This is a genomic window from Macrococcus sp. 19Msa1099, from assembly GCA_019357535.2.
GTDB lineage: Bacteria > Bacillota > Bacilli > Staphylococcales > Staphylococcaceae > Macrococcoides > Macrococcoides psychrotolerans.
This window is the reverse complement of record CP079956.2, coordinates 114,404-127,052: the sequence shown is the minus strand read 5'-3', so window position 1 is coordinate 127,052 and position 12,649 is coordinate 114,404. Positions and strand designations below refer to the sequence as shown.

12 protein-coding genes and 1 pseudogene are annotated in these 12,649 nt (G+C 33.1%); 5 read left to right on the top strand and 8 right to left on the bottom strand.

What is annotated here, in order from left to right:
* Positions 1 to 61: 61 nt before the first annotated feature.
* Genes KYI10_11955 through KYI10_11945 form a run of 3 tightly spaced genes read right to left on the bottom strand, consistent with a single transcriptional unit; the run spans position 62 to position 1,940 of the window.
* Complete coding sequence (locus KYI10_11955) at positions 62 to 511, bottom strand: hypothetical protein (protein ID QYA34104.1); 450 nt, start codon at positions 509 to 511, stop codon at positions 62 to 64.
* 11 nt (positions 512 to 522) lie between these two features.
* Positions 523 to 834 carry a hypothetical protein gene (locus KYI10_11950; protein ID QYA34103.1) on the bottom strand — a complete coding sequence of 104 codons (312 nt, stop codon included), beginning with the start codon at positions 832 to 834 and terminating at the stop codon, positions 523 to 525.
* A gap of 2 nt (positions 835 to 836) precedes the next feature.
* Positions 837 to 1,940: an IS30 family transposase gene (locus KYI10_11945; protein ID QYA34102.1), complete on the bottom strand. Its 1,104-nt coding sequence runs from the start codon at positions 1,938 to 1,940 to the stop codon at positions 837 to 839.
* A gap of 205 nt (positions 1,941 to 2,145) precedes the next feature.
* Between KYI10_11945 and KYI10_11940 the strand changes: the two genes are divergently transcribed.
* Positions 2,146 to 2,502 (top strand): hypothetical protein, encoded by a 357-nt coding sequence (locus KYI10_11940; protein QYA34101.1) that lies wholly within the window; start codon positions 2,146 to 2,148, stop codon positions 2,500 to 2,502.
* A 212-nt stretch (positions 2,503 to 2,714) separates the two neighbouring features.
* Here the strand turns inward: KYI10_11940 and KYI10_11935 are convergent.
* Positions 2,715 to 4,453: pseudogene (locus KYI10_11935) on the bottom strand (IS1182 family transposase).
* Between the two features lie 364 nt (positions 4,454 to 4,817).
* A complete protein-coding gene (locus KYI10_11930) occupies positions 4,818 to 6,140 on the bottom strand; it encodes an Nramp family divalent metal transporter (protein QYA34100.1) in 1,323 nt (440 codons plus the stop codon).
* A gap of 527 nt (positions 6,141 to 6,667) precedes the next feature.
* Here KYI10_11930 and KYI10_11925 point away from each other — a divergent pair.
* The 4 genes from KYI10_11925 (at position 6,668) to KYI10_11910 (ending at position 9,102) form a co-directional block, all read left to right on the top strand.
* On the top strand, positions 6,668 to 7,627 hold the full coding sequence (locus KYI10_11925; protein QYA34099.1) for an IS30 family transposase: 960 nt from the start codon (positions 6,668 to 6,670) through the stop codon (positions 7,625 to 7,627).
* A 180-nt stretch (positions 7,628 to 7,807) separates the two neighbouring features.
* Positions 7,808 to 8,104, top strand: a complete 297-nt coding sequence (locus tag KYI10_11920; protein ID QYA34117.2) for a hypothetical protein — start codon at positions 7,808 to 7,810, stop codon at positions 8,102 to 8,104.
* Positions 8,082 to 8,522 carry a YolD-like family protein gene (locus tag KYI10_11915; GenBank protein QYA34098.2) on the top strand — a complete coding sequence of 147 codons (441 nt, stop codon included), beginning with the start codon at positions 8,082 to 8,084 and terminating at the stop codon, positions 8,520 to 8,522. The genes KYI10_11920 and KYI10_11915 overlap by 23 nt, the downstream gene beginning before the upstream one ends.
* Before the next feature lie 370 nt (positions 8,523 to 8,892).
* Positions 8,893 to 9,102 (top strand): hypothetical protein, encoded by a 210-nt coding sequence (locus KYI10_11910; GenBank protein QYA34097.1) that lies wholly within the window; start codon positions 8,893 to 8,895, stop codon positions 9,100 to 9,102.
* Between the two features lie 242 nt (positions 9,103 to 9,344).
* On the opposite strand, the gene KYI10_11905 is transcribed toward KYI10_11910, so the two are convergent.
* The 3 genes from KYI10_11905 to KYI10_11895 all read right to left on the bottom strand — a co-directional run bounded on the left by KYI10_11905 (position 9,345) and on the right by KYI10_11895 (position 12,648).
* Positions 9,345 to 9,581 carry a hypothetical protein gene (locus tag KYI10_11905; protein QYA34096.1) on the bottom strand — a complete coding sequence of 79 codons (237 nt, stop codon included), beginning with the start codon at positions 9,579 to 9,581 and terminating at the stop codon, positions 9,345 to 9,347.
* 223 nt (positions 9,582 to 9,804) lie between these two features.
* On the bottom strand, positions 9,805 to 11,928 hold the full coding sequence (locus tag KYI10_11900; protein QYA34095.1) for a hypothetical protein: 2,124 nt from the start codon (positions 11,926 to 11,928) through the stop codon (positions 9,805 to 9,807).
* Between the two features lie 39 nt (positions 11,929 to 11,967).
* The gene (locus tag KYI10_11895) at positions 11,968 to 12,648 is read right to left on the bottom strand and encodes a hypothetical protein (protein ID QYA34094.1); all 681 of its coding nucleotides are present in this window, start codon (positions 12,646 to 12,648) and stop codon (positions 11,968 to 11,970) included.
* Between the last annotated feature and the right edge of the window lies 1 nt (position 12,649).

Below are 12,649 nucleotides of genomic sequence, written 5' to 3'. Positions count from 1 at the left end.
ATGTAAAAAAAGAAGTTCTGATTTTTCAGAACTTCTTTCTATAAAACAAATATATTTATAACTAATTATCTATAATGTGATTAAAATGTGTTTGGATATAGTTTTTTAGATCAGAATTGATAACTATAATTGTTTGTTCATGGCCAGTAGTATACATAATTAAATCATCATTTTTATAAAAAGAAAAGTCAGCTTCTATATCATCGAGAGATGAATACCATATGTAACCGTCTTCTAAAGATTTAGTAAAGAAATTTGGATATTTTTTTAAAAAATTTTTCATATCTCTATCGAATGTAAATGTATACATTAAAGATTTTGATGTAGATATAGTACCTGGCCATTTCTTTGTGACAGAAGATGAAATAAAATTATTTTTAAACTGCATATATATAGATTGCTTTTCAAAATCTTCATTTATTGAAACAACAATAGAAATTTTATTTGAAAATATTGCAACGGCATCTAAAAGTTTTTTATATTCATCTGAATTTTGTATTTTTAAGTGCATAGAATCCTCCTTTATTTATGAAATGAATGACCTGTTAAAGATTTTGTGTTTTGTTTATTTCTACCATGATAATGCCAATAATAATTAGATCCTTTACCATGTTTTTCATGTTTTACTACACCTGTGGGACTTGCAGATTTCGCAGCATTAAGTGCATATTGTTGCGAAGTGGCAAATACATCATACCCCTTCTTTAAACGTGCAGCTGCAGCTGTTTGACTTTTGATTGGTTGTCTGATATATACTTTACCGTTTTTTATAATGGCAGTATAGTATTTTATTTTTGGTTCTAAATTGCAATTACAAGTTAGCCACCCTGACAAATCTAGTTCATATAGAATCCTAGGGATTCACTCAGTATGTTCTCCTTGATTAGCTCCTTCAAAAACACTTCCATTGCTGACTGTCCATTTAGTATCTTACGTGGATATCTGTTCATCCATTCCTGGATTTTATGGACGGTAGAAGCTTTTACAGTTGAAATGGGGATACCTTTAGGAATATGCCGGCGAATAAATCTGTGCTGATTTTCTTTCGTCCCTCTTTCCCAAGAGGCATAGGGGTGAGTGAAGTAGACTTCAGATAATCCCTTGAGGCATTCAGAAAGATCGCTGAATTCAGGTCCATTATCTGATGTAATAGACTTGAATATTTTAGGGAAAGCATCTCCTGTTTCCTTTATCAGACGACGTAGTGCGTTGACTACATGGCAAGTTTGTTTACCATCGATCTTTAAGATAAGTTCATAGCGACTTTTTCTCTCAACCATGGTGAGGAGAACCTGGTCTTCGGCAGACTTCTGTCCGACAACGGTATCTATCTCCCAATGTCCGAAGGTCGTGCGAGTATCCACTGCCTGAGGACGTAGTTCGATAGACTGACCCAGTACTTTTTTATTAATACGAGTAAAGCCTGTCGGCTTCTTATTCTTAAGCTTTAACTTCATCAGAAGATTGATATTACGTGTCTTTATCAGTTTTCTGTCAATCCAGTTATAGAGTGTCTTTATACAGGGTATGAATCTTTCTGGAAAAAGCTTAGCTTTCTTAGCAAGCATAATAACGGAAGCCGGAGACATTTCCTGATGTATCATCAGATTGTCGGCCCATTCAACAAAGGGATTATCTGTAATGGGAAGAGGACGACGTCCTGACTTGATACGATTTTCAAAGTATCTATCCTGAGCAAGATCAGGTGAATAGACGCACTTGTAGTAAGTGTAGATTTTATTATTCTGTACCTGCTGGCTCTTTTGTGTGTACATGCCGCGCTTTATCTCATTATTGATGGTCTGTGGTGCTCTACCGAGCTTTCCAGCTATTTTTCTGTTTGAATATCCTTCATTGATCAACGTCTGTATGATGATTCGTTCATCTCTAGAAAGGTGTTTGCCCTTAACGGTTTTCGTGTTACCATTGATATGCGTCATACGAATTCATTCCTTTATTGTCGGTGTGAGAACTACAATATTAACATGAATTCGTCATGGCGTATTTTTTTATAAACCATTAATGTATCTTCCACCTTAGGTGGCTAACTTGATTGTATAACTTACCTAAAACATAAAACATAAAGAATATAATATAAAACATATTATATTCTTTATGCAAAATTAAAAAAAGGTGGGATATATAATGGGATTAGATATGTATATTGTAAAAGAAGAAGATGGCAGATTAGATGAAATAGCATATTTTAGAAAGTTCAATGCATTACATGGTTATTTTGATGAAAGATATTATCTAGGTAATCCTGGCAGAGTTAAACTTGATAATTATATGGTAGAAGATGTATACGATAGATTGATAAAAATCATCGAGGCACCCGAAAAAGCTAGTAATTTGTTACCAACTTACATGGGACCATTTTTTGGTGGTTATGATTATGATGATATATATTATCATTACATAGCAGAAGCATTTGAGACATTTCATAAATTAAAACAGATAGATATTGATAAGGAAGACTACTATTATATGGCAGATTATTAAAGTAAGCCGACAAAGCCCAGGGGGCTTCTGTCGGCTTACAGTGCAAGGAACAAACACTAGCGTGTTTGGAATTGTGCAGATTTATCATTCTACAATCTAGCAGAACAGTATCACTGTCAGCTAAAGCAGACGTTCTACTAACAGAAGATTGCAAGAGATCACTACGTTCAACAAGTTGCCCTTGCAATCTTCTGCTGTTCTGCAGTGATTGTCTAATGAAATCTAAATCTGCACAGTCTTAACTGATTGAGTAACGATTGATGAATCAATCGTTGGAAAGGCATTGAAGAGTCCGGGACATAAGTACTCCTGATAATAAAGATAGCGATAAAATTTGATGAAAATCAAATTTTATCGCTATTTCTTTATTTTTATTTTTATTTTCACCACGTGAGGTGGCCATTTTCCTTATATTTACTGCCATTAGCGCAAGGCCTATATCTCTCTTCACTTTAGATTTACCACGCACATTCATTCGTGTGTAACCCAAAATAGCCTTCAGAAATCCAAATACTGGTTCTACGTCTATCTTTCTGTTTGCGTAGATTCTTCCGGTATTTTCATCTGAAAGCTTCTTGCGAATCTCTGATTTGAAGTATTCAAGATTATTATTTCTATAAATACTTTTATTGCCCTTAGTATTTTTAGAAATGCATTTATCTCTTAGTGGACAACTTTGACACATCTCACATCGGTATACTTTGGATATACTTCCGAAATCACCATTTTTTCTCTTTGAATAATGAGAGAATCTAAGATTGTGATTTTCGGGACATGTAAAATAATCTTCAATTTCATTATATGGCCAGTTAAATGTATTAAAAATATTTGTTCTGTTCTTCTTTGATTGCTCCGAATAGTATGTATTAAAAGGAATTAAAGGTGTAACTTCAAACTCATCAATCAAAGTCTCATAATTTTCTTCACTTCCATATCCAGCGTCGGCAACAATATATTTAGGAAGTTGCTTATGCAAATCTATGAAATTATTCAAGAACGGAGTGAGTGTTCTTGAATCCGCCGGATTTGGAAAGACGTCATAAGCCAGAGTGAATTGATTGTTTGTCGCAATCTGTAGATTATATCCTGCCTTCAATTGACCGTTCTTCATATGGTCTTCCTTCATTCTCATGAATGTGGCATCGCAATCTGTTTTAGAATAGCTTTTTCGATCGCCCAGGATTTTCAATTGCTCATTATATCTTATATTTCTTTCGTAGATATCTTTAATCACCTTATGCGTCTTTTTGATTGGGGTTCTTTCACTTCTTATTCTCTTCTTCTCCGTGACATTCTCTTCATTATCAATCTGAAATGTTAAATCTTCGATTTTTTGATTTAGACTTCTTTCGATATGCGCTAAAGAGTCTATTGTGATTTCGTCCTTACTTTCATTCTGTATTTCAGGAATGACTTCCTATTTCAGTAGATCGTCATAGATAGACTTAGCTTTAGAAAGCGAGTCCTCTTGATACGAAAGAATTTTCTTTTTCCATACGAATGTGTACTTGTTAGCACTTGCCTCTAACTTAGTACCATCAATAAAAATTGACTGTTCGTCAATCAGTTTATATTCAACAAGTTGTGTTCTGAAATTTACATAAAGAGTTTTCAACAGGTTATCCATCATAGGGTTTACTCGGAATCTATTGATAGTCCTGTATGAAGGCTTCTGTTCCTGTGATAACCACATCATTCGAATACTGTCGTTTAATGATGCTTCAATTCTTCGACCTGAGAAAATAGACTGAGTATAAGCATAAAGAATAACCTTAAGCATCATTTTGGGATGATATGAGGATGCACCCATTCTATTTCTGTACTGTTGATACTCTTCTTCAGGGATTGATTCTACTAGATCATGTACAATGAAACATAAGTCATCCTTTGGAATCATAAATTCTATATCCATTGGCAGTGTGATTTGATTTGTGTTATAATTTTTGTACATAAAGAAGCCCCTTTTCAATGTTTTTGTGGTGATTACATTATATAAAAGGGCTTCTTTTTTTGCATCAAAAAAGCAGAAATTCCAAATGGAATTTCTGCTTTTATCTTGAGTAGGGTTTGTAAATCGAAGATTTACTTATGTCCCAAACTGTTATTTCTTGTTTACATTAAATGATTCAATTATGTTTAATATAAAATTATCACCAACTTCATTACTTTTATTAGATAATTAATACTCTGAAGTTCATTGAGAAACTCATACTATCCACTACGCTCTAAATTTTAATTTATAGTTTTTAACTAAGTACATTATATCCATTTTTAATAGTGCCATATTCAATTATATAATTTTTACATCATTATTATTATAAAATTTCTTTTACCGTCTCTACAATCAAATACATATTCAGTACGCTAAGGATTACTGTTAACAGCCAGGCGATGACATTCACCCATGTTTTATTGACGAACGCTTCTCCCATGATCTTTTTGTTGCTTGTTGCTAACGTTAACGGAATAATGCTGAATGGTAGTGCAAGACTTAAGAATACTTGTGTAAAAATCAGCAAATCTTCAATCTTTGTTGCACTTGAACCATACAACCACAAGCATAGGAAAACAGGAATTACAGCAATCATCCTTGTAATCAGTCGTCTTGCCCACTGCGGTATCTTTATGTTTAGGAACCCTTCCATAACTATCTGACCTGATAATGTTCCTGTAATTGTCGAGTTCTGACCCGAAGCTAACAATGCTATAGCGAATAATGTACTCATCAATGCACCGCCCACTGCACCTGTGAATGTCGATGCCTTTAGCGCATTATATAGATCATAGAATCTGCCGAGTTCTTCCCCGTTGCCATAGAATAACGAAGCCCCAAGTATCAATATAAGACAGTTGATTACAAAAGCAATCGTCAACTGAATATGTGAGTCAATCACTGCATACTTAATAGCCTCTTTCTTCTTAGCAACATTATCACGTATATAGTTCCGAGACTGCACGATAGATGAGTGCAGATAAAGATTATGGGGCATGATGGTTGCACCGATGATTCCAAGAGCAAGATATAGCAGGTTACTGTTTGTAGCGATAGCTGTACTTGGCAGAAATCCTTCCAGCACGTCTCTCCATTCAGGTGAAGAAAAATATACTTCAAACATAAAGATAAATAAGACCGTGAATACTAAAACACCAACAATAGCTTCTATCTTCCTGAAACCCAGCTTGATGATGACAAGTAGCAGCAAGACATCTACAACAGTAATCGTTACTCCGATAACTAGAGGAATGTTGAACAGCAGATTTAAAGCAATTGCACTACCGATGATCTCCGCAATATCTGTCGCCATAATTGCAAGCTCTGTAACAACCCATGCAGCGATGGACACAGGCTTATTGCTCATATGCTTGGTAACCTGAGCGAGGTCCATACCACTAGCAATCCCAAGACGCGCGCACATACTTTGCAAGAGCATCGCTGACAGACTGGATAACAGTATGACAAAGAGTAGCGTATACCCAAACTGTGCACCCCCTGCCATTGATGTGATCCAGTTTCCTGGATCCATATAACCGACGGCTACCAACAGCCCTGGTCCCAAATACATAATCATTTTCTTGACGCCATGTGCCTCACTATCAAAAGACACCTTACCATTTATTTCTTCCAGACTTTTATTCATATTATCATCTCCTTATACAATAATATACCACATCTTTAGTCCAACCTAAAAAATTTTTTAAAATAATAAAATATATTCTTTTACTCTCTGTCGTTACCCCATGCGTAATCTACACAACAATAAAATCCCGCGCTTCAATCGAAACGCGGGGACTGATATTATTCATATAAGTAGTTTTGATTGGCTACAAGCTTAGAGAAGGTACATCATACTTGCATAGTGACTAGGACTCTTCTTCCTAAGAGTAATAACATGTTTTTCATTTACCTATCATTGTGAAGATAACTGTACCGATTCCACCAGTGTTTGGTATTTCAGTTTTCTTATTGATGATTTCTTGTGCTGTTGCATCTGCTAATACTGTAGCTGATGGGTCAGCATGTTTTTAATTAAGGAGTTTATGTACAATTTCTGTAGACTAAATAAAATGTTTCGTTTGTCAAAATAAGCTAGACAACTAAAAAAGCCTTCCGTGCTAAACTCAATATGTATTTCCGACCAAAGAAAACATAAGGAGTTAGTACAGAATGGCCTATAAACATCTTAACACGGATGAACTCACGTTCATAGAATCATATTATCATCAAGATCTTTCGGTAAAAGAAATCGCAAAGAGATTGAAACGATCAAGACAGACAATTTATAGCGTAATAAATGCACTTAAGACAGGTATAACTGCACTGGAATATTACCAGGAGTATAAGCAAAGAAAATCAAATTGTGGCAGACATAGAATAGTACTTCCAGAAAATCAGTCAGCTTATATTCGAGAAAAAGTAGCCGATGGCTGGACACCTGACACCATTATTGGCAGAGGTGAACACCCGATTGATTGTTCTGTAAAAACTCTTTATAGAATGTTTAAGGAAAACGTCTTTGCAGTACAATCTTTACCTATGAAAGGTAAAAGGAAGCCAAATGGTCATTGTGAAAAAAGAGGTAGACAGGCTTTCAAAAGACACATTTCTGAAAGAATAGAAGAGTTTCCTTTCTTCTTTCAAGAATTTGGTCATCTTGAAGGTGACACTATCATTGGCCGTAATCATGGGAGTGCTGTCATAACCTTAGTAGAAAGGATCTCTAAGATGATTATCACTATACGACCTCAAGGTCGCAAGGCAGATGATATTGAAGATGCGCTTCACTCTATGTTTTCAGCTTTACCTGCTCATATATTTAAATCGATTACTTTCGATTGTGGTAAGGAGTTCTCCAACTGGAAAACAATCTGTAACCGACACGATATCTCGATATTCTTTGCTGACCCCGGCACTCCGTCGCAACGTGGATTGAATGAACATTCTAACGGGATACTTAGACGCAGTGGATTAGATAAAGAATTAGACTTTAATTCAGTCACTGATGATCATATCATTAGTGTTGCTCAAAATATTAATCATCGTCCCAGAAAATCGCTGGGCTATAAAACACCATTGGAAGTATTTATGAGTTTCATCGAAGATGAGAAATTGTCTAGCTTATTTTGACAAACGAAATAATATAAATAGAAAGATTATTTAAGTTATAATTCTAAAGTAGATTTTAAGGAATTTAACTTACTACGGTCCACAAAAATCAATTTCGAGGCGTTAAAATCGCTTTCTCAGCATTGAAAATGCTTGAAAATAGCGAACGTATGTTCTATAATTAGGCGAAAGAGGTGGTTTATGATGATTAGCCATAAAGACATTATGGAAAAATATGAATGTGTAATAATTGATAAAATAACATTTGAGATTCTAAAAGATTTATATCATGAACGTAAATTTGGACTAGAGGATCTTCAGACTAAAAAGGAACATATCGTAAATATGCTATGCAATTTTGATATATCAGATGAACAAGTTTTAGCTGAAGCTACGATGGTTCCTGTAGGAACTTTATTTGAATCAGATGGATTTGATAGTTCAGATATATCATACTGTATCGTATATAAAGCAGGTGAATCACTTGAAAGCCCATAATCTAAATCCACTGCATCCAAAAGTCCCGGTTGAGTTAGAGACAGTGACAAATTATAAAGAGATACCAGGAGAATATTTATCCAGGAACATTCCAGAAGGTCGAAAAATGATAAAATGGGCCCCATTTGCAACGATGCCACAACAATTCGAAGACATAAGAAAACAAATTGAACAACAAACTAAAGAATTTATGCCTGATTTATCTCAGGAACAAATAGACGATATCAACAATAAACTAAATCATTACAGTAATAAGCCATCAGCATGTTTTATATATTACTATGAAGATGAAAAAATTCATTTACTTCAGACAGTTATAAATAAATTAGATGAATATAATATGAGGGTAAATGTCTTTCTAGTCGTACAGCAAGAGTTTAAAGATTTAGAAATTAATAAAATAATAGAGATTATATAAATTCGGTTAGTAAGACGAATATCTAAAAATTCGGTTCATAAACCGAATTTTTAAATTTATAAAATCAAAGGATCCTGGTGAAGAAACCCACTTCACCAGGATTTTTATTAAAAAATAATCCATGTGTCATAAGATTGCATAATTTTTAACTGCATATCGTAGCATCAAAAGTTTCACTACCAGCTGAAGATCGAGCTGGTGTCCAACTAATAAAGCAATACAAGGGTAAAGCTACGCCGACAAGTCGCCCTTGTATTGCTTTATTTCTGATGCTGACTTCTATTTGTAAAAATTAAATACGCAATCTTACGGAACACAAAAGATTGTGTTTGAAAAATGGGAAGAATTAAAATGGCAAGTCTAAGCTTATATGAAAAAATTAAATATGAAAAGTGAAAATAGTATACACAAAAGCGTATATATACATTCAGAAGATTACACGGAAGAAGGTTATCCTGTAGTAGAAATTGAAACATATGATGGATTCTTTTTAGATTCAATCAGAACAAAGTCAAAATATATCAAGGTGAGAAATCAAATAATGAAAAAGGTATATAAATACATGAAAAAAATGGAATAGATGAAACCTGGATAACTTTCTATACTAAGTATGGCAGAGAAGATCATTTATTATATGAAGATTTCATGAGAGAAAATCACTTGATAAAATAGTAAATTGACAACATGAGCGAAATAGATGTGTTGATTAAAAAATGACTCAAACAATATACAACACAATAAATATAGACATGCATCATCCAACTTCAAAAGAGGATGATGCATGTCTAAAATAGTTAAAATTGTATGTAACAAACTAATAAATTAATCTTCCACAAAATTGACGTTAAAAATGTATACTCCATTCTCAATGGTAATATCAATATTGAAGCGTGGTTTTATATTAATGCTTTTAACAGTATTGTTTTCTATTTTGAAGTCAACAATACAATTAATTTCATCTAAATTTTTAGATAAAAATACAATTCGTTCATTATCTTTTACTAGTTGCAATGATTCATGATATTTAATTGTTATGTCTTTAAATAATAAATCTTTCATTTGATAGTCTCCTTTATTTACTTAGTACTTTTCCGTTACCGTCTAATGAGGCTACACGCTTTCCATTTTTCTTTAATTTCCATTTTCTACCACCATGGTTAGCTGTGTCTTTATCAACTGTATATTCTTTCTTTTTAGTCTTGAAAAAAGTTCACACTTGATAAATACTAACAAATATTCTATTTGTGTGAAGATTGATTTTTTATGTAATAAACCCGTCTTTTCATTGAAATATTTTATCGATAATATCTTCCATCATCATAAATATAATTTCTAAAGTATCATCGTAGATTTTATACGTATCTCTTAATTTCTTATCGTCTCTTTCTTGATAAATCTTTATATTTCTCATAATAATATCAAGCTGCTCTTCAGATACATTTATTACATATTTTTTATTTTGCTTATACTCTTCGTACATCTGATAGACGTTTGAAGATTGCACTTTATATTTTTTTGCTACAGCGTATCTAGTTGTTCCCGCCTCTATCTCCTTTAACATTAGAATTCTTCTCACAATCTTTATAAGTTGGTCTGCTGAGAAGAACGTGAAAGGTGTTGCTCCTATATAATCTAACAATATATTCTGAATGCGAACTTTTAAAATTCTTTCATTACTCTTTTTATTATACTTAGAATGTTTTCCGAAAATATTCTCTTTATTGTAGTCGATATATTCATAGGCTATACCTTGCTCTATAGCATTCTGAAACTTTAAAACTTCTTTACTTCTATTTTCTTCAAGTAGCTTCTTTCTTTCTATTCTAGCTGTAGGGTGTACAGCTTCTAAAGCGTTATAAAATGTTGGCCTGTTACACCCTGTCTTATCTAGTATACTATTAATTGTTATACTGCCTGATATATACTTGTTCAACTTATCTTTGTTTTCTCTGGTTAAATACTTTTTCATCAGTTCTATATCACTCTGTTTATTTTCAATATAACTTTTCTCACGACCTTTAATTATATTCATCGCTCTATAGAATGTTTGAGTACTCATACCAGTATCGGCCTCAATATCTTGTACATTTACTTCTTTTGAAATATATTGATTAGCCTTCCTATAATCATCTTTCCTCAAATATTCTAACATTCTGTCTATGTCATATATCTTGTTTTCTTTTCTCTTTTTACTGGCATATGGATCTACCTTTTTTAATGCTTGATAGAATGTATTAGGTGGTACATCAATATCTAATAATGTCATTATTTCTTTAGGATCCATCTCGCCGCTTATATATTTATTTAATAAGTTGTCTTCATCTTCTTTAAGATAATCAGCTAACACCTTAGTAACAGTATCTTTATTTTTAGCGTTTTCCTCTATAGCTCCAGGATGCACCTTATTAATCGCTTCAACAAATGAATATCGTGCCACCTTAATATCTTTTAGTATATATTGCATTGTAATATCCCCTGCTATATACTTTTTCAGCACCTCATTATCATTTGCTTTCAAGTATTCTATTGTCTTTTCAATATGGCTTACTCGCTTCTTCTTTACTGGTTTTTTTGAAGCCTTGTTTTGTTTATTTTCTTCTATTGCGCTTGGATGAATAAGTTCTATTGCTTTACGAAAGTAATAGGGTGAAACTCCTGCATCAATTACGATATCTTGTACTGAAATACCACCTGCTATATATTCTTTTAATTTCTTACTATTATCAGCTTCTAAATAGTTTATTACTTTCTCCAATTTATTTTTTTTAGGCTTACTTTCTATCCGTTCTACCTTTTTCTTCTTTTTTTCAGATCTCTCTTCCTTTGCAGTAGGATATATTTCATTTATAGCTAAATAGAATGCATTAGTAGGGAGCTTAGTTATTTCTTCAATTTCTTTCACCGTTATTTTGTTGTCGATATATCTCTTTAGCAAGTCCATATCATTTTCCTGCAATTTAGATATCATTCTATTTTTTTGACTAGGAGATAATCTTTTTCTCTTTTCCATGTTTTCTTTTACTGCTCCTGGATGAATACGCTCTATTGCCTCGAAAAATATATATCTGTTACATTTTAATTTTCCAATTACTTCATTCGTTGATATAGCACCTGAAATATAAGTATTAAATAACTTGAAATTATCATTTTTTAGTTCCTCAATAATTCTATTCAAATTATTTTTCTTTTTATTTTTCCTGTTCTCATACACTGCTTCAGGGTAGATAGATTTGACAACTTCATAGAAAGTGTTGCTTGATACATTACATTGTTCTAATATATCAGTCATCGTTCTTTCTCCTGAAGTATAGCTTTTTAATAATAGCTTGTTATTTTCGGTCAGCATTTTCATTAAACGATCTCTATCATATGTTCTTTTCGATGTCTTTTTTGTTGTTCTAGTCATATATAACACCCTATCTACATAGTAGGTGGCGATATTGTATTATCGCCACCTTACCTTATTCTTATCATGAAAACTTTCTCTTTTTATTACATCTCCATGTTCATCCCACACAGAAGCATTCCAGATCATTGTGTCATCCTGCTGCCGAACAATATTTATAAACCATAATACATCAGATTTTTCGTTAATTTTTGCAATATAATCTTCAAACTTCTTCAGATGCTTTCTGTTTAATGTACTATCAAAATCTATCAGTAGTCTTTCATCATTTTCTGATCCATGAAACCCGACAGGAATTAAATGCGTTTTATCACTCAGCCCTTTCTCCTTGTACTCAATTAGTGGCTTCAATTTAACTCTACGCTTATTAGAGCGTTCATAATAATTCCATGCTGAAACTTTTCTAAAGCGGATTGCTAACTGATGATGTTCTTCAGTATGGATAAAGTAACCATTGTGTGATGCGCTGTGTAGAAGCCTTTCTAACGCACTTTTTTCATCCATGATTTCTTTTATATTCACTATACTTACTCCGATTTCACCACGTTCTAGAAAGTCACTGAGTTCTTCCTGCTTCATTACAGGCATGTCTTTTTCCTGCTTTTTATTATTGCTTAGTTTCGCTCTTCTACTACTCTTCTCTACCTGATGATATTCTTCTTTATCAAAAGCGTATTTATAGGGTGTTAACCATCTTCCGACACGTTCAAATATATTCATG

Coding starts and splice junctions, on each gene's coding strand:
- KYI10_11955 (QYA34104.1), bottom strand. CDS start 511: ATGCACTTAAAAATACAAAATTCAGATGAATATAAAAAACTTTTAGAT.
- KYI10_11945 (QYA34102.1), bottom strand. CDS start 1,940: ATGACGCATATCAATGGTAACACGAAAACCGTTAAGGGCAAACACCTT.
- KYI10_11940 (QYA34101.1), top strand. CDS start 2,146: ATGGGATTAGATATGTATATTGTAAAAGAAGAAGATGGCAGATTAGAT.
- KYI10_11930 (QYA34100.1), bottom strand. CDS start 6,140: ATGAATAAAAGTCTGGAAGAAATAAATGGTAAGGTGTCTTTTGATAGT.
- KYI10_11925 (QYA34099.1), top strand. CDS start 6,668: ATGGCCTATAAACATCTTAACACGGATGAACTCACGTTCATAGAATCA.
- KYI10_11920 (QYA34117.2), top strand. CDS start 7,808: ATGATGATTAGCCATAAAGACATTATGGAAAAATATGAATGTGTAATA.
- KYI10_11910 (QYA34097.1), top strand. CDS start 8,893: ATGAAAAAATTAAATATGAAAAGTGAAAATAGTATACACAAAAGCGTA.
- KYI10_11905 (QYA34096.1), bottom strand. CDS start 9,581: ATGAAAGATTTATTATTTAAAGACATAACAATTAAATATCATGAATCA.
- KYI10_11900 (QYA34095.1), bottom strand. CDS start 11,928: ATGACTAGAACAACAAAAAAGACATCGAAAAGAACATATGATAGAGAT.
- KYI10_11895 (QYA34094.1), bottom strand. CDS start 12,648: ATGAATATATTTGAACGTGTCGGAAGATGGTTAACACCCTATAAATAC.